A 19,626-nucleotide genomic window follows, 5' to 3' on the forward strand; every position below is an offset into this window, starting at 1 on the left:
CAGACCATGAAAATCAGCGTATTCGGAATCGGTTATGTAGGCCTGGTGCAGGCTGCGGTCATGGCCGAAGTGGGCCACGACGTCCTGTGCATGGACATCGACGAGGACAAGATCGCCAAGCTCAAGCGCGGCCAGATCAGCATCTTCGAGCCGGGCCTCGCCGAGCTGGTGAAGGACAACCTGGAGGCCGGACGGCTGCGCTTTACCAGCGACGTCGCCGAGGCCGCCGCCCACGGCCGCGTGCAGTTCATCGCCGTCGGCACCCCGCCGCTGCCCGATGGCTCGGCCGACCTGCGCGCCGTGCTGGCGGTGGCCGAAGGCATCGCCCGCCACCGCACCCAGCCGGTGATCATCGTCGAGAAGTCCACCGTGCCCGTGGGCACCGGTGACCGCGTGAAGTCCAAGGTGCTGGCCGTGCTCGCCGAACAGGGCCGCAGCCTGGACTTCGAGATCGTCTCCAACCCCGAATTCCTCAAGGAAGGCTCCGCACTGGCCGACTGCCGCAAACCCGACCGCATCGTCATCGGCTGCGAAAGCCCCGAGGTGCTGGACGTGATGCGCGAGATCTACGAGCCGTTCAACCGCAACCACGACCGCATCCTGAGCATGAACCTGCGCAGTGCGGAGCTGACCAAGTACGCCGCCAACTGCATGCTCGCCACCAAGATCAGCTTCATCAACCAGATGGCCGAGCTGGCCGAGCACCTGGGCGCCGACATCGAAGCCGTACGCCAGGGCATGGGCGCCGACCCGCGCATCGGCTACCACTTCATCTACCCTGGCTGCGGCTATGGCGGTTCGTGCTTCCCCAAGGACGTCCAGGCCCTGATCCACAGCGCCGAGGAAGCGCACTGCTCCAGCGACCTGCTGCGCGCGGTGGAAGCAGTGAACCAGCGGCAGAAGAGCAAGCTGTTCGAGCGCATCCGCAGCTACTACGGCGGCAAGCTCAAGGGCCGCACCTTCGCGCTGTGGGGCCTGTCGTTCAAGCCCAATACCGACGACATGCGTGACGCACCCAGCCGCACCCTGATGGAGGCCCTGTGGGCCGCCGGCGCCAAGGTCCGCGCCTTCGACCCCGAAGCCATGCCCGAAGCGCAACGCCTGTACGGCCACGATGAACGCCTGACCCTGATGGGCACTCCGGAAGCCACCCTCGGCGGCGCCGATGCCCTGGTGATCTGCACCGAGTGGCGACAGTTCAAGGCGCCGGACTTCGAACTGGTGGCCAGCCGCCTGAAGTCCCCGGTGATCTTCGACGGTCGCAACCTGTTCGACCCCGAGCGCGTGGCGCGCTACGGCTTCGAATACTTCCCCATGGGCCGCGGCGACTCACACCGCCTGCCGGTACCGGCACAGGTCGCCGAGCAACGTCACCGCCGCACGGCTTGAAGAGTATTCGCGAGCAAGCTCGCTCCTACAGGAAGGACACGGCTTTTCGTAGGAACGAGCTTGCTCGCGAACCCGCACACATCAACGCGGCCAAGCCTCTCACCCGCGCCCCGGCGCCTGCTCGCCCATCACCATCATTGGCGCCGCTTCGCCGCGCTTGAGCAGCGCATAGAGCAGACCGGTCACCAGGCTGCCGATGGCAATTGCCAGCAGATAAAGCAACGCATGGTTCATCGCGTTGGGGATCAGCAGCACGAACAGTCCGCCATGGGGCGCCAGCAGCTTGCAGCCGAACAGCATCGACAGCGCGCCGGTCAGCGCGCCGCCGGCGATGCTCGCCGGGATCACCCGCAGCGGGTCCTTCGCGGCAAAGGGAATCGCTCCCTCGGAGATGAAGCACAGCCCCAGCACCAGCGCCGCCTTGCCGGCCTCGCGCTCGCTCTGGGCGAACTTTCGCCGCGCCAGCAGCGTGGCGATGCCCATGCCAATCGGCGGGACCATGCCGCCAGCCATCACAGCAGCCATCGGCGCATAGCTCTGCGAAGCCAGCAGGCCGACTGAAAACGCATAGGCCGCCTTGTTGATCGGCCCGCCGAGGTCCACGCACATCATCCCGCCCAGCAGCAGGCCGAGCAGGATGGCATTGGTGGTGCCCATCCCGGCGAGAAAGTCGGTAAGCGAGCGCATCATCGCCGCCACCGGCGAACCCACCACGTAGATCATCACCAGCCCGGTGAACAGGCTGGCCAGCAGCGGAATGATCAGGATCGGCTTGAGCGCCGCGACACTGGCTGGCAAAGGAATCCACTGGGCAATCGCTCGCGCCGAATAGCCGGCGAGCAGGCCGGCGACTATGCCGCCGAGGAAGCCCGCGCCCAGCGTGCTCGCCAGCAGCCCGCCGATCATGCCCGGCGCCAACCCCGGGCGGTCGGCGATGGACCAGGCGATGTAGCCCGCCAGCATCGGTACCATCAGCTTGAACGCCGCGTCGCCACCGATCTGCATCAGCGCCGCCGCCAGGGTGCCCTGCTGCTTGAACGCCTCGATGCCGAAGACGAAGGACAGCGCGATCAGCAGGCCGCCGGCCACCACCATCGGCAGCATGAAGGACACGCCGGTGAGCAGGTGTTTGTAGACCCCTCGCGCTTCGTTCTTCGCCGGCGCCGCAGCACCGCCAGCGGACGAGGCGGACTCCACCGCCGCTTCCTTCAGCGCGCGCTCGATGGTCGCTTGCGGCTGCTTCAGCGCCACGCCAGTGCCGCAGCGGAAGATACGCTTGCCGGCGAAACGCTCGGGATTCACCTCGATATCCGCAGCCAGAAGGACCACATCGGCAGCAGCGATTTCCTCGGCACTCAGCGGATTACGCGCCCCCACCGAGCCCTGGGTTTCCACCCGCAACTCGACACCCATCTGCTGCGCCGCCTGCTGCAAAGCTTCGGCGGCCATGAAAGTATGCGCCACGCCGGTCGGGCAGGCAGTCACGGCCACCAGCTTCGCCGTACTCGCGACAGCGGCAGGCTCATCCGGACGCTCCTCGCCTTGCCAGACTTGCGCCTCCTGCGCCGCACGCGGGAGGAAGCTGGCGGGCTCGGCCAGCGCCTCGGCCGGGCGCGCCTGCAGCAGGCGCTTGCCGACGAAACGCGAGAGGTCCAGCGGCTGCGCACTGACCACCAGCACCCAGTCGGCCGCGGCAATCTGGCCTTCGCCCAGCTGGCGTTCCGGATGCTGCGGGTCACGTTGTTCGACACACACCGACCAGCCCAGGCGCTCCGCCGCCGCACGCAGCAGGCGAGCACTGAGCACACTGGAAATCTGGCCGTTGGGGCAGGCCGTGATCAGGGCAAGGTTCATCGTCATACCTCTTGTTGTTCTCTTGCTCAGGCCTGCGCCCGGACCTGCACCGCGTCTTCGATGCGTTTCAAACGCTGCACATCGCCGATGCCGAACTGGAACTGGGTGACCGCCAGCGCCGCCACCGCCGTGGCCTGGCGCAGCACGCGTTCAGCCGGCCAGCCGGCCAGCAGGCCATGGACCATGCCGGCCAGCAGCGAATCGCCAGCGCCCACCGTGCTGGCCACTTCCACCGTCGGCGGAACTGCCTGCCAGACTCCCGCCGGGCCGAACCAGCGCACGCCATTGGCGCCCTGCGAAACCACCACCTGTTCAATGCCACGAGCGTGCAACGACTCGACCTGCGCCGCTAATTCCGCGGCGCTGCCAGCATGTTGTCCACAGGCCTCGCCCAGTTCCTGATCGTTGGGCTTGATCAGCCAGGGCGCCGCTTCGATGCCCGCACGCAAAGCCGCGCCACTGCAATCAAAGGCGACCTTCAGACCATGTCCCTGCAGGCGCAGCAGCAGCTCGCGCAACCACTGGGGATCGACGCCGCGCGGCAGGCTGCCGGCGACCACCGCGATATCGAAATCGGCGGCGATCAGATCGAGACGATCCAGCAGCGCGTCCTGCTGCATACCACTGACTTCCGGGCCGGGGCCGTTGATATCGGTGATACGCCCAGTGCCTTCGGCGATCTTGATATTGCGGCGCGTCTCGCCCGGCACGCGGACAAAGGCATCGACGAATCCACGGCGGCGGAACAAGGCTTCGAAGGGCAGCACATTGTCCGCACCGAGGAAGCCGGCAACAGTCAGGGAATGCCCCAGATCAGCCAGCACCTGGGCGACATTCAAGCCCTTGCCGGCGGCCTGGCTGAGCATCGACTCGCTGCGATTCACTTCGCCGACTTCCAGCTGCGGCAGGCGCACGGTGAGGTCCAGCGCGGGGTTCAGGGTCAGGGTCAGGATGCGGGCCATCAGTGCACCTCCGGCAGCGTGAGGGCAACGCTCTGGCGCACGTCCGCCGCCGAGCACAGGGCCAGAGCGGCCTGCGCCAGCTCGCGGGAAGTTGGCAGGTCCAACTCGCGGACCCGCGCTTTCACCAGGGGAATGCTGCGCGCCGAGACACTCAGCTCGTCCACCCCCAACCCGACGAGCAGCGGCACCGCCAGCGGATCGGCGGCCAGTTCGCCACACACACCTACCCACTTGCCGTGGGCATGGGCGGCGCGCACGGTCATGTCGATCAGTTGCAGCACCGCCGGGTGCAGACCGTCGGCCTGGGCGGACAGCGTCGGATGGCCACGGTCGATGGCCAGGGCGTATTGGGTCAGGTCGTTGGTGCCGACGCTGAAGAAGTCCACCTCGCGCGCCAGCACCGGCGCCAGCAGCGCGGCGGACGGCACCTCGACCATGATGCCGAGTTGCAGGTCATGCTCGCCGCCCAGCTCCGCGCACAGTTCGAGGGTCAGGTCGCGGGCCTGCCGCCACTCCTCCACCTGCCCGACCATGGGGAACATGATGCGCAGTGGGCGGCCTGCCGCAGCCGTCAGCAGTGCCCGCAACTGGGTACGGAATATCGGCGGGCGCTGCAGCGTTAGACGCACGCCACGAATGCCCAGGTAAGGGTTGGTCTCCTCGGGAATCGGCCAGTACGGCAGCGGCTTGTCGCCCCCCACGTCGAGGGTACGGGCCACCAGCGGGCGGCCCTCCAGCGCATCGAGGACGCGGCGGTACTCGATTTCCTGGGTCGCCTGGTCCGGCGCCTGGGGGTTGTCCATGAAGACGAACTCGGTGCGCAGCAGACCCACACCCTCTGCGCCCAGTTCCACGGCTTTCGCCGCACCGCCGGTGTCGCCGAGGTTGGCGCAGACTTCCACGGCATGGCCGTCGCGGGTCACTGCCGGCTCATGGCGTCGCGCCTCGGCCTGCTCGGCGCGGCGCCGGCGCAGGTCACGCTGAGTTTCAGCGGCGTTCAGCGTTTGCGCATCGGGGGCGACCACCAGTTCGCCCTTCTCCCCATCCAGCAGCAAGGCCGTGTCGGATTCCAGCGCCAGCACGCTTTCCCCGGCGCCCACCAGCGCGGGAATGCCCAGTGCGCGGGCGATGATCGCGCTGTGCGAAGTCGCACCGCCGCGCGCGGTGACGATACCGGCCACGCGCTCCGGGTCGAGCCGCGCCACGTCCGATGGCCCGACTTCGTCCATCACCAGAATGTACGGCTCACCCGGCTCCACCGCACTCTCGACACCACACAGACGCGCCAGTACTCGCCGGCCGATGTCGCGCAGGTCCGCCGCACGCTCGGCGAGCAGCGCATCGCGCAGGGCTTCCTGCTCACCGGCCACACGCTCGATCACCTGGCTCCAGGCCGCTTCGGCGCTGGCGCCTTCGACCAGGCGCGCCTGCACCTCGTCGAGCAGTTCCGGGTCATCCAGTAGGGCCTGGTGGGTGATAAAGATGTCGCGGATCGCCTTCACCTGGCTGCGCTCCACCAAGGTTTCAATTTCCCGGTTGATGGCAGTACGCGCCTCGTCCAGGCGCGCGCGCTCGGCCTCCGGCGACTCGCCGCGCGCAGCGAACTCGAAGGTGCGGGCGACCTGCACATAGGCCGGCCCATGGGCAATGCCCGGCGAGGCGGGAATGGCCTGGATCTGCGCGCCCGCTTCGGGCGTCCGCACGGCCTGTAGTTCCTGCTCATCCAGCTGAACGCTTTCGAAGCTCAGCTCGATGGCTTGCGGCAGTGGCTCGACCTCTTCGCCCAGGCCCTGCTCCACTGCAACGCGCACGGCGGCCAGCGCCGCTTCGGCGATCTCCGGTTCGGCGAAGAACTCCAGCATCTGCCCGCGCCGCGCGCCAAGGCTGAGCAGCTTGCTCAGGCTGCGGATCGACACCGGAGCGCTGTCGCCCTCGGCAAGGCGCACGCGGATTTCTCCGCTGAAGTCCCGCGCCAGCAGCATCAATACCTGCGCCGGCCGAGCGTGCAGGCCGTGCGGGTTGGCCAGCGGCACGCGCACGCTGGGCCAGTCCACCGGCAGTTCGCCGCCCAGTGCTTCCAGCACCGCGCGAACGGCAGTGGCGCTCGCCAGCTCTGCGGCACGCCCATCCACCAGCAGGTCGCACAGGCGTGCGAAGACCGATTCGTGGGCGTCGCCCTGGCGGGCCAGGCAGAACAGGCCGCGCACCGGCTGGCCAGCGTGGCTCAGCTCGCGAGTTGGGGTGACGAAAACGAGGCCGGGGCGAGTGACGCACTGCTCGCTGTCCTGCCACCAGAGCCCTGCGCCCAGTGGCAGGGCTTCCTGGTCGTGTAGCGCGGCGGCGAAGCCGGGCACCACACAGCCGGCCTTCTTCAGGCGCCGCGCGCCGACCAGCGCCAGTTCGTCGAAGTCCTCGGCAGTGACGCCCAGCCCGACCAGGTGCTCGTCGAACAACAGCGGCTGCGGCGCGCCACCCTGCAGCAACTGCAGCAGGTCTTCGGGCTTCTCCGCTGCGCGCAATGCCGCGCCCACTTCGCCGTCACCCAGCGCACGGGTGAGCAGTTGCAGCAAGCGCAGGTGTTCGTCGGACTTGGCGGCAATGGCGATGGCCAGGTGCACAATCTGCCCGTCACCCCAGTGCACACCCTCTGGGAAGTGCATCAGGCGCACGCCGGTGCGTTGCACCAGGTGGCGCGTCTCTGGGGTGCCGTGGGGAATGGCGATGCCCTGGCCGAGGTAGGTGGAACCCTGCGCCTCGCGGGCCTGAATGCCGGCCAGATAACCGGCGCCGACCAGGCCGTCGTCCTCCAGGGCCGCACCGAGCATGGCCAGCGCGGCCTGCTTGTCGGCAGCGCGCTGGCCCATGCGGACCTGCTGCGCGTTGAAATCGAGCATCGCATTCTCCTCACCGGCATTCGTGCGCGCCGGCGCTGGGGGCGGTAGTCCGCTTGTACGGTGATCAGCTTAGAGGTTGCGGCGCAGGAACAGGGTTCAGGCAATACTGCGCGCGCAAAGCTGAATCGTTTCACCTATTGAGACTGGCACGTTACTCGATAATGCGTGATCCTTGAAGCCCCCAATTGTCGGCAGCATCCCGCGTTGAAACTCAGTGATATCGCCCGCCTGGCCGGTGTTTCGGTCACCACCGCCAGCTATGTGATCAACGGCAAGGCCGTCCAGCGCCGCATCAGTGCCGCCACGGTTGAGCGCGTGCGCGCGGTGATCGAGGAGCACGGCTACCATCCCGACCAGCAGGCCGCCAGCCTGCGCCGCGGGCAGACCCGCACGCTGGGTTTCGTCCTGCCGGACCTGGAAAACCCCAGCTACGCCAAGCTCGCCAAGCTGCTCGAACAGGGTGCGCGGGCGCGTGGCTACCAGTTGCTGATCGCCTGCTCCGACGACGAGCCGGACACCGAGCGCCAGGTGCTCAACCTGTTCCGCGCGCGACGCTGTGACGCGCTGATCGTCGCCAGTTGCCTGTCCGCCGATGACGGCAGTCACGCGCGCCTGCAAGCCGACGGTGTGCCGATCATCGCAGTGGACCGCCAACTCGACCCGCAACGCTTCTGCTCGGTGGTCAGCGATGACCGCGACGCCAGCCAGCGCCTCACTGCCAGCCTGCTCAAGCCGGCGCCGCGCAGCATCGCCCTGCTCGGCGCGCGACCGGAGCTGATCATCTCCCAGGAGCGTGCCGCGGGGTTCCGTAGCGCCTTGCGCGACTATCAGGGCCAGGTGCTGATCGAGCATGGCGAAACCTTCAGCCGCCCCTGCGGACGCCGCCTGATGGAGGAACTGCTGGCCAGTCAGGGGCAGTTACCCGAAGCGCTGATCACCACCTCCTACGTGCTGCTCGAAGGCGTGTTCGACGTGCTCCAGGCGCTGCCCGCAGGTTGGCCTGCGAACCTGCGCATTGCCACTTTCGGCGACACCCAGCTGCTGGACTTCGTGCCGCTGAAGGTCAACGCCATTTCCCAGCAGCACGCGCTGATCGCCGAGCGCGCGCTGGACCTGGCGCTGGCCGCCATCGAGCAGAACAGCTACACCCCCGGTGTGCACCCGATCCCGCGCAACCTCAAGCTGCGCACGGAGTGAGCCGATGCGCCTGATCGATACCCACAACCACCTCGACTGCCCGGACTTCGAGCAGGATCGTGCCGCCGTGCTGCAGCGCAGCCGCGAGCTGGGCGTGGAGCGACAGGTGCTGCTGGGGGTATTCCGCGAGAACTGGGAAGACGTCTGGGCGCTGGTGGAAAACGAGCCGGACCTGTACGCAGCCCTGGGCCTGCATCCGATCTACCTGGCGCGGCACCGGCCGGAGCATCTGGCGGCACTGCGCGAGTGGCTGCAGCGCCTCGCCGGGCACCCGAAGCTCTGCGCAGTAGGCGAGATCGGCCTGGACTATTACCTGGAAGACCTCAACCGCGACGGCCAGCAGGACATCTTCGAGGAGCAGCTGCGCATTGCCATCGACTTCGAGCTGCCGGTGCTGCTGCACGTGCGCCGCGCCCATGCGGCGATGATCGCCACGCTCAAGCGCTACAAGCCCAAGCGCCAGGGCATCATCCACGCCTTCGCCGGTAGCCGCGAGGAGGCCCGCGAATACCTCAAGCTGGGTTTCCGCCTGGGCCTGGGCGGCGCGCCAACCTGGCCGCAGGCCAACCGCCTGCGCAAGGTGGTGCCGGAGATTCCGCTCGAATCCATCGTGCTGGAAACCGACTCGCCGGACATGGCGCCGTCGATGTACCCCGGCGTGCGCAACAGCCCGGAGCATCTGCCGGATATCTGCGTGGCACTGGCGGAATTGAAAGGCATCAGCCCGGAAGAACTGGCCAGCGCCAGCACGCGCAATGCCATGGAGCTGTTCGGCTGGAGGTAGGAGCGGACTCCGTCCGCGATCGGTTTCCAGCCACTCCTGATCGCGGATGAATCCGCTCCTACAGGATCACGTTCGGCTGGGGGAGCTTTTCGTAGGAGCGGGCTTGCTCGCGAACCGCCCAACAATGAAGTGACCGGCTGACTCTGTTCGCGAGCAAGCTCGCTCCTACAGGGAATGGCTGCGCCGTCACGATCATGAGTCCACCGACAAACCGATGCCCGTGAGATGGGGTGCATCCGTGCGACCCACGGACATCGGTCTGCTGGCGAAAACCCGTTGCGGGGCGGATGGCAGCGTCCGCCCCTGATCCCTGAAGATCAGACGCGGAACGCGCCGATCAGTCGCTTCAGCTCCACCACCTGCCCGGCCAGTTCACGGCTGGCGCGCTCGGTCTCGCTGGCACCTTCGGAGGTGCGTTCGCCGGCCTGGTTGATCTCGACGATGTTCTGGTCGATGTCATGGGCCACGGCGGTCTGCTGCTCGGCGGCGGCGGCGATCTGCTGGTTCTGGTCGACGATCGCGCCCACCGCGCTGAGGATGTTCTCCAGCGCTTGCTGCACCTGGGCCGATTGGCTGACCGTGCCATCGGCAGTCTGGTGGCTGCTGCCCATCGCCTTCACTGCGGCGCCCACACCGTTCTGCAAGCGCGCGATCATCTGCTCGATCTCTTCGGTGGACTGCTGGGTGCGCTTGGCCAGGGTGCGAACCTCATCGGCAACCACCGCGAACCCCCTGCCCTGCTCGCCGGCGCGCGCAGCCTCGATGGCGGCGTTGAGCGCCAGCAGGTTGGTCTGCTCGGCAATGCCCTTGATCACGTCCAGCACGCGGCTGATCGAGGCGCTGTCGGCAGCCAGTTGGTTGATCACCGCCACCGACTCGTCGATCTCGCCGGCCAGGCGCTGGATACTGCCGACCTGGGACTCCACCAGGGCGCGGCCGCTGGTGGTTTCCTGGTTCACGTTGTGTGCACTGCCCACCGCGACGGCAGCGCTTCGTGCGACCTCCTGGGCGGTCGCGGCCATCTGGTTCATGGCCGTGGCGACCTGCTCGATCTGGTTGCGCTGGCCGGCCACCGCCTGATTGCTTTCGGCGGACACCGACTCCACGCGCACGGTCTGCCGCTCCACTTCGCTGACAGTGCGGCCAACCTGCTCGATCAGGTCATGGATCTTCGACACGGTCTGGTTGAAGGCATCACCCAACTCGCCCAGCTCATCGCGGCTCTGGGCCTGGAAGTTGACGGTCATGTCACCGGAAGCGACGCGCTCCATCATCTTGCCCAGGCTCTTCAGGGTGGTACGGGTGGAGACGTAGAAGCCGCCGTAGAGGTAGACGATGGAGACGAACACCACCACCAGCGCCAGGACCAGCAGCACCATCTGCCGCTGCTTGCTGGCCAGGCGCGCCTGGAGTGCGCCGTCGACGTAGTGAAGGACTTGGTCGTCGAGGCGGTAGGTAACGTCCATCGCCTTGCTGACCTGCTCGTAGAACTCGGCCCAGGGCGTGTCGAGGGTGTCGGCCATGACCACCTTGTCCTCGAACAGCTTGCCCATGCTCTTGATGGTTTCGCGGCTGGCCTGGGCGTCCGCGGACAATGCGCTCTGCGCGGCCGGGCTGGCACCCAGGGCGTCCTGCAGTTTGAGTGCGTACTCGGCGTCGAGCTTTTCCAGGTCCTGCAGCAGGTCGTCCAGCTTGCTGCTGGTGGAGGAATTGAGGAACCCCTGCCCCAGCGCGCCGGCGCCCATGGTGCGGCCCTGGCTGAGGGTCTCGGTGACGTGCGGGGTGCCGGAGGTGATCAGTTCGGCAAGCTGGCGAAGGTCACGGGCATCGTCCTGGCTCAGGCCCGCCTGGGACACCAGCAGCTTGTTGAACACCTGCACTTCGCTGAGCAGGCGCGCGGCCATGGCCGACTTGCTCTGCAGCGAGCCCTCGGCGTCGACACCCTTCAGGCTGGCCAGCAGCTCATCGCGCTTGTTGTTGAATTCGGCAATCTGCTCGGCGTCCTGGGTGACCGGTTGCAGGGCGCTGATCTGCGCCAGCAGATCCTTGTGCAACTGGCTGATGCGCGAATCGATGCCGGCGGATTTGTTCGATTGCCCGAGAATCCCATTGATCTGCAACAGGTCGTTGTAGGACTCGAGGTGGCGGCGCACCTGCAGCCCGTTGCCGATCAGCTGGAGGCTTTCCAGCTCGGCGCGGGTACTGACGAACTGCCCGTAGGAGTCGCGCACCAGGTAGAAGTTGGTAATCAGCATAGGCAGGAAAAACAGCACACTGATCAGGCTGAACTTCATGCCGAAGCTCAGACGGTTCATCAGCGCGATGGCCGGATAGAGCACGGTCCTCACGAAAGACGTCTCCTGTTCCCGTTATTGTTATGTCGCTTGTCGGGGATGGTGCGGCGCGCCCCTGGACGGGCCGTCGCCACGCGCGCTCACCGGAACGGCCACTGCACTGCAGCGGCCGTCACCTCGCGCTTTGGAATCGATGTGTACCTGATATCGGCGGGGAGTTCTGTAACTTAAGGTTAAAATGCCATCATCGGACCGGTGGTCGCCGGTCCGATTCGCCGCCTCAGAGCAGCAGCGCCCAGATGGCAAAGACGGCGTACCAGAGCACCGCAGAGCGCACCAGCAGCTGCCAGAGCGCGTCCAGGCTGGCGACGCCCTTGGCGCCGAGACCGCCTTCGTTGAAGTCTTCGGCGACATAGCCGGCGCGCGCAAGCAGACGAGCGGCCGGTACATCCCAGGCCAGCAGGTCGTGCAGCAGGGTGCGAGTCACCGCAACGAAGTTGCCCACCAGCGCAAAACTCAACACCAGTGCGCGCGAGGGCAGCCAGTCGAAGGCGTGCCGCAGTTGCGCAGCGCGCTCGCGCAGCTCCGGGTGGCGGCCCTGCTCGGCGGCGATGGCGAGCAGCCGGTAGGCCAGCGCGGCCACCGGGCCGAGCAGCGCGAACCAGAAGATCACGGCGAAGAAGGCCTGATAGGCTTCCCACACCAAGGTGCCCTGCACCACGGCGAGCAGATCATCGTCGCCATCGGCCTGCACCTGTACGCCCAGGTCGCGCTCGGCGACGTGATAGGCGGCCTGGGCATCCTCACGGCGCCAGGCATCGCGGAACGGCCCTATGGCGCGCAGCACGTCGCCGCGGCCCAGGCTCCAGACCAGCACCAGCAACTGCACAGGCAGCGCCAGCAGGCCGTAGGCCACCGGTTCAAGAATGGTCAGCAGCAGCGCCAGCAACAGCAGCGGCGGCAGGATCGCCACCAGCAGGCCAAGCCAGGGCTGCGCCACCAGCGACTTCACGCCACCCACGGCATCCAGCCATCCAAGCCACCAGCCGTCACGCTGCACCCGCGCGCGCCAGCCGGAGAACTTCTCGACCAGCAGGACCAGCAACAGCACCAGGAAACTCATGTCGACTCCTTCTTCACACCCGCGCCGATGTCGGCAAAGTAGCGCGCCCAGTCGAACGCCTCGCCAGGGTCGGTCTTGCGCTCCGGCGCGATATCGCAGTGCCCCTGGATGCGCGGCGGAGTGATCGCGGGATAGACCTTGCGCAGTTGCCGTGTCAGTTCTGCGAGCACTTCGTACTGACGCTCGCTATAGGGTTCGGTATCGGTACCTTCGAGCTCGATGCCGATGGAGAAATCGTTGCAGTTCTCGCGACCGTCGAAGCGCGAAATGCCGGCATGCCAGGCGCGCGAGTTGCACGAGACGAACTGGAACAGCGAGCCATCGCGCTCGATGAGGAAATGCGCCGAGACGGTCAGGCTGCAGATGCTGGCGAAGTACGGATGCTCATCGGCGTCCAGGCGGTTCTGGAAGAACTCCTGCACCTTGCAGGTACCGAACTGGCCGGGCGGCAGGCTGATGTTGTGGATGACCAGCAGCGAGACTTCCTCGCCGTCGGGGCGGGCGTTGAAGTTCGGCGAGGGACAGCGCTGGGCTTCGAGGCACCAGCCGGATTCGGGGTCGATCTGCATGGAAGCTCCTTGGCAGAGCCCCACTCTAAAGCAGGCGACCGGGGAAATGAACTCGCTGGCGCGAGGCCAGCGGGCTCAGGCGTTCTTCAGGCGACGCAGGTTGCCGATCACCGACTCCAGAGCGCGGTCGAACAGCAGCGCATCGTCGAGCAGGCGCACGGCATTGCGGCGGAACTCGACGGCGAGGCTCATGCGCGTCTTTTCCAGCACCTTCATGCCGGTGCGGTTGACGAAGATGTAGCGACCGCTGGGGCGAATCACCGCAGCCAGCTTGCAGCGAAGCTTGTGCTCTTCGTCTTCCTGGATTTCCACCCAACTGCCGACACGCAGGTCATCGACCTTGCGCAGCGATTCGTCGTCATCGGCGAAGACTTCTTCAGGCTCCACCGCGCGGGCCTGTTCCGGCGAGGCGAGGATGATCTCCTCGACCACCGCGACCATGGCCGGCTGGGCAGCGGCGGGCGCGACGGCCACTGGAGCGTCCAGCGGGTCGTCCAGCAGCGGCAGGTCATCGTCCAGGTCGAGCAGCGGCGCTTCCTCGACCTGCTTGTAGCGCTGGAAGGCCTGCACGTGCAGCCCTTCCAGGCGACTGAAGAATTCGCCGGTGGAGAACGGATCGAAGGCGGCCGAAGCCAGGCCTTCGCGCAGCGACTTGAGCAGCTGCGGCACCATTTCCAGCAGGCGCAGGCGGGAGTCCGGGTCCTCGTGGGGCTCGACGCTCCAGATCAGGTCATCCATGGTGGCCAGGGCAGCTTCCCATTCGCTGGAATGGGTGCCGTGTTTCAGGCAAGTCAGCAGCAGGACCTGGCTCCAGGCTTCCTGCAGCAGGCGCACCACCACTTCGGGCAGGGTGCGGCCCAGCAGACGCTCGTTGAGCACGCCTTCCACATCCTGACGAGCCAGTTCGGCGCGCGCGCGGCCTTCCTCGGCATCGCGGGTGCGTTGCTCCAGCAGGTCGCTGCGGCGGCGCTCGTCGCCGGTGAAGGAGATGAACTCGTCGAGCAGCTCGGAGAAGATCGCCGGGTCGTCGACGAAGTCGTTCAGCAGACGCATCACCACCTGCTCGATCTTCTGGTACAGATGGTCGCGCTGGCCGTCGGAGTGCTCGGCCCAGCCGAGGGCGGCCGAGGCGATCTCGTTGAGCAGGCGACGCGCCGGGTGGCTACCACGGCTGAAGAAGGTCTTGTCGAGCACCGCGACCTTGAGCATCGGGATCTGCATGCGGCCGATCAGGGCCTTGAGCGAATCCGGCAGGGTGCGGTCATCGAGGATGAATTCGAAGAGCATGGAAACGAGGTTGATGACGTCCTCATCCACCTGGCCGACCACGCGGGAGCGGCCGCTCTTGCTGCTGACGCGGGTCAGCAGATGGTCCAGGTGCTGGCGCACGTCGACTTCGTCGATGGTCTGCGCCGGCAGGTGCGACTGCAGGTGCGACAGCAGGCGCATCAGGTCATTGCTGGTAATAGGCACCGCGTCCGCCGGCATCGGGCGGGACGGTGCGGCGCTGCCGCGAACCTGCGAGAGCAGATCGCGCAGGGCGGCGAAGGCAGCCTGGCTGTCGGCATCCATGTACTGGCCGGCACCCTGCTCGCCCGCTTCGGCGGTGGCAGCAGCGGCTGGCGCAGCACCCTGCTGGCTGCTGGGCACGGTGCGTTGCGGCGGGCGGCGCAGCGGAACGGATTTCAGCTCCGGCAGCACGCCCAGGGCGATCAGGGTCTGGTTGGCTTCCGCGTACAGGTGCTCGGCGTCGGCCAGCACATACTTCTCGAAGAGCTTGAGGATGATCAGCTTGACCTTGATCTCCACGCCCAGGCCACGGCAGGCCTCGAGGAAGGCCTCGCACAGCTGGCGCGGACCGAGCGGGTTGCTCTTGTCCTCGACCTTCTTGCTGACCAGGGTATTGAAGCGGGTGGTGAGGTGCGTGAGGGCAACGCCGTCGCGGCTCATCACCTTGGCGACCATGGCGTCCAGGGCGACGGACTCTTCCAGCTCGTCGTTCTGCACCAGGGTGAGATTCTCGTAGGAAACCGTGTCCAGCGCCGGCGCGCGGCCGATTTCATACTGGTTCAGGTTGGCGAAGCTCTCGAAGACCTTCTGCAGGAAGCCGCGCTCGATGCCCTTGCGCTTGAGGCGCAGGTCGCGCATGGCTTCGAAGTAGGCACTCTGTTCGGCGTTGTTGGCGGCGCGATCGGCCATCTCGAACAGGGTGTCGTCGGCGTTATCGAACAGAGCCTGCATGGCATGACGCAGTTGGACGGCGACCTTGTCGCGGACAGCAACGAGCCCCGCCGGAACGCGTCCAGCGAAGGAAGTCTGCGAGGTTTCCGTGGCCGACTTGTTCAGCGGCACTACGTTCGCGTCGTTCTGCATCGCAAGTCTCCTGCCGTCAGACCCATCTGGCGGCACCAACAGTCATCGAAGCGTCATCCGTAACGTCAATTTAGTGGCGTCAAAAAGTGGAAAGGTTCAACATCATTATAGGGAAGCTTCTTACACAACCAAGAGACATTTCACGCATTCTTGAAGAAATTCACACCATCGCATCCGCCGTCCGTCCGACAAATCGTACGATGATCCAAAATACGCCTTCCCTGCACGCCACGCGCCGTCGCCCGTATAATCGCGCCACTGCGAACAGGAGCCTTCCATGCCGAACCTCACCCTCGCCGAGCTTTCCGGGGAAATCCAGGCCAACGTCCGCGCCGCACTGGCCGAAGACGTCGGCAGCGGCGACATCACCGCCCAACTGATCCCCGCCGAGCGCGACGCCAGCGCCCGCATCATCACCCGCGAGAACGCCACGATCGCCGGCACCGCCTGGGTCGACGAGGTGTTCCGCCAGGTAGACCCGCGCGTACAGGTGAAGTGGCAGGTCCGCGAGGGCGATCAAGTCAGCGCCGACCAGACCCTGTTCACCCTGGAAGGCCCGGCCCGCGCGCTGCTCACTGGCGAACGCAGCGCGCTGAACTTCCTCCAGTTGCTCTCCGGCACCGCCACCCGCGCCCGCCACTATGCCGACCTGGTGGACGGCACCGGCGTGAAGCTGCTCGACACCCGCAAGACCCTGCCCGGCCTGCGCCTGGCGCAGAAGTACGCGATCACCTGCGGTGGCTGCCATAACCATCGTATCGGCCTGTACGACGCCTTCCTGATCAAGGAAAACCACATCGCTGCCTGCGGCGGCATTGCCGGGGCCATCGCCGCCGCCCACCAGATCGCCCCCGGCAAGCCAGTGGAGATCGAAGTGGAAGATCTGGACGAGCTGCGCCAGGCCCTGGACGCCGGCGCCGACATCGTCATGCTGGATGAACTGAGCCTGGACGACATGCGCACCGCCGTGGCACTCACCGCCGGCCGCGCCAAGCTCGAAGCCTCGGGCGGCATCACCGAGACCACCCTGCGCACCATCGCCGAGACCGGCGTGGACTACATCTCCATCGGCACCCTGACCAAGGACGTCAAGGCGCTGGACCTGTCGATGCGCCTGAGCCTGTAAGCCGGGCGTACGACCTTTCGGACCTGCCGACACGGTCACGCCGCCCTCGATGGTGCCGATTCGTGCGCCTCTGACATACTCAGACGCTCACGAATCGGCGAACCGCGAAGGGAGCAAGAGCGCGATCATGACGAAAAGGATTCTGTTGACCGGGGGCTGTGGCTATATCGGCTCCCACATCTGCCTGGAACTGATCGAGCAGGGCTTCCACCCCGTCGTCCTCGACAACCTCAGCAACAGCTCGCCCATTCCACTGCAACGCATCGAGCAACTCACCGGCCAGACAATTCCCTTCGTGGAAGGCGACGTTCGTGACGAAACGGTCCTCGACCGCCTGTTCCGCGAACACGACATCGACGCCACCATTCACCTCGCCGGCCTGAAGTCCGTCGCCGAATCGGTGGCCGACCCCATCGCCTACTACCAGACCAACTTCGCCGGCACCGTGACCCTTTGCCAGACCATGCAGCGTCATGGCGTGAAGCGCTTCATCTATAGCTCCTCGGCGACGGTCTACGGCCTGGCAGCCGAAAGCCCGATCCGCGAGGACGCGCCCACCGGCCCGGCCAGCCCCTACGGGCAATCCAAGCTGATGGCGGAAATCGCCCTGCGCGACATCGCCCGTGCCGACCCGCAGTGGACCATGGCCATCCTGCGCTACTTCAACCCAGTCGGCGCCCACGCCAGCGGCCGCATCGGCGAAGACCCCAATGGCATCCCCAACAACCTGATGCCCTACGTCTCCCAGGTCGCCACCGGCAAGCAGCCCTTCATCCGCGTATTCGGCAACGACTACCCCACCCCGGACGGCACCGGCGTACGCGATTACCTGCACGTCGTCGACCTGGCCAACGCCCACCTCAGTGCCCTGCGCTGGCTGGACGGCGCCAGCGGCGCGAAGACCTTCAACATCGGCACCGGCCGCGGCTACAGCGTGCTGGAAATCATCCGCGCCTACGAAAAAGCCTGCGGCCGCGAACTGCCCTTCCAGTTCCTCCCTCGCCGCGACGGCGACATCGCCAGCTACCACGCCGACCCAGCCCTCGCCGGCGAAGAACTGCACTGGAGCGCCACCCGCGACATCGAAGACATGTGCCGCGACGCCTGGAACTGGCAAAGCCAGAATCCCAGCGGCTACGCCTGATTTTTCTGCAATCGGAAAACAAAAAGCCCCGCTCGCAAGCGGGGCTTTTTGCTGAAGATGGTGCCGGTAAGAGGAATCGAACCCCCGACCTTCTCATTACGAATGAGCTGCTCTACCGACTGAGCTACACCGGCAAGTGGCGCGAAAGATTGCAGGATGCTCGGCTAAAACGCAACCCTGCGAACTCTATCAGCAACAAGCACACCACATCAGAATATCCCCGGCAGGAATCGCCAGCGCGTCCTGACCATATAACTCTGGTAAAGTGGATCCAAGCGAAGAACCTTTTCCTCTTCGAGAATTCGCACAAACTGAACTCCGTAGAGGAGTGACAAAACTATTAGGTTATGAACGCTGAAAGCACCGAGCAAGAATCCTACATGAGCAATAAAGTACCCCAAATAGATCGGGTGCCTTACTAATCGATATGCACCACCGGTGACGACATTACGATTCGCAGGTACCAATCCGAAGCTGCGCCCCAGACTAAGCTTCGCAAAAATCTGGAAAAGAACTCCCGTAATCTGTATCGACTCCGCGAGGCGCAGAGGAACAAGGCTGACTGAGTGAGCACTGAAACTGAAAAACAGATAATAGAAGCTGCCGGTGAACGCAGCTAAAATTGAAACCAGAGATAAACCAACCGCTCGCGCCCCACGGGCCGAGAGAACCAAACCCAGCGTAATCGACTCACCCACCAGCAAGACCAAATAATTAACAGTCTTATGCAACTGGTAGGCCTGAATTGCGGAGATCGCAAAACCTGCGATCATAAAGAATACAACTACTCTCGCACCAATGCGCGTAGCTGGGTATGACCATAGATAATTTGCAAAATCCTCAAATCTTTTGAGCTGAGCAAACATCATTGCATTACCACATATTTTCTGACTTCAGCATTGGTTCCGCGCCATATCACGCTATCAAGAAAATAATGATGAATATTGACAAACAACAGAAACGCAACCATGAAAACAGTTGGTGAAATTTCACTCACCCCAAGAGCATCGTCCAGCCGCACAGGTAACAGATAAAAGTAAACTGCCGCTACAGTAAAAGCAAAGCCCCACCAGTGGAGATACCCCGCCCAACCTTTTCCCGACTGCCGCACACGTCCCCGGGTGTAGGCGCCGCTAAACAGCAAGTACTGAAGCGAATGAAAGAGAGGCACCAAGTATAGAAATCCTGCATCCATAAAAACAGGAGCGAGCCACAGGTAAATCGCAACAAGCGGGGTAAGGGCAACAAGACCGGGGAGCGGCATTTTAAGCACAAAGCGCCTTATGAGAATCCCCATCATCAACAGGATACTGACAGCGGAGAACACCTGGCTCAACAACTCTAAGTCAAAATCAATCGGCGATTGGTACTTCAGCCCCCAAAAATCGCCGTCTCCCACCGTCGCAAAGAAAAATGAATAGGAAGCCCACCACAATGGAAAAAGTGAGTACTTGAGCGCATTCAGCTCAACTCGAGAAAATCGTACGCCCTGCCCGCCTGAATAAACGATGAAACAACCGTAGGCTTGCTTGACATAGTGCCAGCCGACCAAAAACACCATCGCATAGAGCAGATAGACGAAAACCGCTTTACTGACAAAACTGAACCCGAGTGAGATCAGGGCTATTAGGACGAATGGAACAACAACACCCACAAAGAATGCCGGAAACTCACGAAAGAGCGTAGCAAACTTACTCACATAGAAAATCTGATAACTAACAAGAAAGTGCGGCCCATTGACAAAGAAAGCAAGAATCAACGCCCACCATGCAATGCTGGCGGCATCAATGCCCCCACGCAGAACAATAAAAAATGGATAGCACAGAATCGACAGACCACCGATCATGAGAAAGTCGATCTTCGGCGAGAAAAGGCTCTTGCTTTTTGCCATAATATTACTTCTTCCAAAAAAAATGC

General features: G+C 64.8%; 14 protein-coding genes, 1 tRNA gene and 1 pseudogene. 5 read left to right on the forward strand and 11 right to left on the reverse strand.

From position 1 onward, the window contains the following. Nucleotides 1-6: 6 nt before the first annotated feature. Nucleotides 7-1,389: a UDP-glucose dehydrogenase family protein gene (locus tag ACNFH5_RS10355; RefSeq protein ID WP_416745695.1), complete on the forward strand. Its 1,383-nt coding sequence runs from the start codon at nucleotides 7-9 to the stop codon at nucleotides 1,387-1,389. A gap of 99 nt (nucleotides 1,390-1,488) precedes the next feature. Here the strand turns inward: ACNFH5_RS10355 and ACNFH5_RS10360 are convergent, their stop codons facing one another. Genes ACNFH5_RS10360 through ptsP form a run of 3 tightly spaced genes read right to left on the reverse strand, consistent with a single transcriptional unit; the run spans nucleotide 1,489 to nucleotide 7,099 of the window. Next, entirely contained in the window at nucleotides 1,489-3,243 is a 1,755-nt protein-coding gene (locus ACNFH5_RS10360; RefSeq protein WP_416745697.1) for a PTS fructose-like transporter subunit IIB, read from the reverse strand. Nucleotides 3,244-3,269: 26 nt separating this feature from the next. Then, nucleotides 3,270-4,205: a 1-phosphofructokinase gene (gene pfkB / locus ACNFH5_RS10365; protein ID WP_416745699.1), complete on the reverse strand. Its 936-nt coding sequence runs from the start codon at nucleotides 4,203-4,205 to the stop codon at nucleotides 3,270-3,272. After that, entirely contained in the window at nucleotides 4,205-7,099 is a 2,895-nt protein-coding gene (ptsP, locus tag ACNFH5_RS10370) for a phosphoenolpyruvate--protein phosphotransferase (protein ID WP_416745701.1), read from the reverse strand. The genes pfkB and ptsP overlap by 1 nt, the downstream gene beginning before the upstream one ends. Before the next feature lie 204 nt (nucleotides 7,100-7,303). Between ptsP and cra the strand changes: the two genes are divergently transcribed. Together cra and ACNFH5_RS10380 are read left to right on the forward strand one after the other, a co-directional pair. Beyond that, entirely contained in the window at nucleotides 7,304-8,296 is a 993-nt protein-coding gene (cra, locus tag ACNFH5_RS10375) for a catabolite repressor/activator (RefSeq protein ID WP_416745703.1), read from the forward strand. A 4-nt stretch (nucleotides 8,297-8,300) separates the two neighbouring features. After that, a complete protein-coding gene (locus tag ACNFH5_RS10380; protein ID WP_416745705.1) occupies nucleotides 8,301-9,080 on the forward strand; it encodes a TatD family hydrolase in 780 nt (259 codons plus the stop codon). Between the two features lie 317 nt (nucleotides 9,081-9,397). Here ACNFH5_RS10380 and ACNFH5_RS10385 read toward each other — a convergent pair whose 3' ends face one another. The 5 genes and pseudogenes from ACNFH5_RS10385 to ACNFH5_RS10405 form a co-directional block, all read right to left on the reverse strand. Next, nucleotides 9,398-10,111 carry a methyl-accepting chemotaxis protein gene (locus ACNFH5_RS10385; protein WP_373874415.1) on the reverse strand — a complete coding sequence of 238 codons (714 nt, stop codon included), beginning with the start codon at nucleotides 10,109-10,111 and terminating at the stop codon, nucleotides 9,398-9,400. Between the two features lie 144 nt (nucleotides 10,112-10,255). After that, nucleotides 10,256-11,395: pseudogene (locus ACNFH5_RS10390) on the reverse strand (HAMP domain-containing protein); the annotation flags it as partial. 259 nt (nucleotides 11,396-11,654) lie between these two features. Next, a complete protein-coding gene (ampE, locus tag ACNFH5_RS10395) occupies nucleotides 11,655-12,497 on the reverse strand; it encodes a regulatory signaling modulator protein AmpE (protein WP_416745707.1) in 843 nt (280 codons plus the stop codon). Beyond that, nucleotides 12,494-13,066, reverse strand: coding sequence for a 1,6-anhydro-N-acetylmuramyl-L-alanine amidase AmpD (gene ampD, locus ACNFH5_RS10400; protein ID WP_416745709.1), 573 nt, complete (start codon nucleotides 13,064-13,066; stop codon nucleotides 12,494-12,496). Before ampD ends, ampE begins: the two co-directional genes overlap by 4 nt. A gap of 75 nt (nucleotides 13,067-13,141) precedes the next feature. Further along, complete coding sequence (locus ACNFH5_RS10405) at nucleotides 13,142-15,439, reverse strand: DUF1631 domain-containing protein (RefSeq protein ID WP_416745711.1); 2,298 nt, start codon at nucleotides 15,437-15,439, stop codon at nucleotides 13,142-13,144. Between the two features lie 277 nt (nucleotides 15,440-15,716). On the opposite strand from ACNFH5_RS10405, the gene nadC reads away from it, so the two are divergent. Beyond that, the gene (gene nadC / locus ACNFH5_RS10410; RefSeq protein ID WP_416745713.1) at nucleotides 15,717-16,565 is read left to right on the forward strand and encodes a carboxylating nicotinate-nucleotide diphosphorylase; all 849 of its coding nucleotides are present in this window, start codon (nucleotides 15,717-15,719) and stop codon (nucleotides 16,563-16,565) included. 127 nt (nucleotides 16,566-16,692) lie between these two features. Continuing rightward, the gene (galE, locus tag ACNFH5_RS10415) at nucleotides 16,693-17,709 is read left to right on the forward strand and encodes a UDP-glucose 4-epimerase GalE (protein WP_416745715.1); all 1,017 of its coding nucleotides are present in this window, start codon (nucleotides 16,693-16,695) and stop codon (nucleotides 17,707-17,709) included. A 58-nt stretch (nucleotides 17,710-17,767) separates the two neighbouring features. Here galE and ACNFH5_RS10420 read toward each other — a convergent pair. From ACNFH5_RS10420 to ACNFH5_RS10430, 3 genes are all read right to left on the reverse strand, one after another. Then, a tRNA-Thr gene (locus ACNFH5_RS10420) sits at nucleotides 17,768-17,843 on the reverse strand. A gap of 75 nt (nucleotides 17,844-17,918) precedes the next feature. After that, complete coding sequence (locus ACNFH5_RS10425) at nucleotides 17,919-18,578, reverse strand: methyltransferase family protein (protein ID WP_416745717.1); 660 nt, start codon at nucleotides 18,576-18,578, stop codon at nucleotides 17,919-17,921. Then, a complete protein-coding gene (locus ACNFH5_RS10430; protein ID WP_416745719.1) occupies nucleotides 18,575-19,600 on the reverse strand; it encodes a hypothetical protein in 1,026 nt (341 codons plus the stop codon). Before ACNFH5_RS10430 ends, ACNFH5_RS10425 begins: the two co-directional genes overlap by 4 nt. Nucleotides 19,601-19,626: the final 26 nt, after the last annotated feature.

Origin of the sequence: Pseudomonas sp. NY15435, assembly GCF_048068295.1 — a bacterium.
In the GTDB taxonomy this organism is placed as follows: Bacteria; Pseudomonadota; Gammaproteobacteria; order Pseudomonadales; family Pseudomonadaceae; genus Pseudomonas.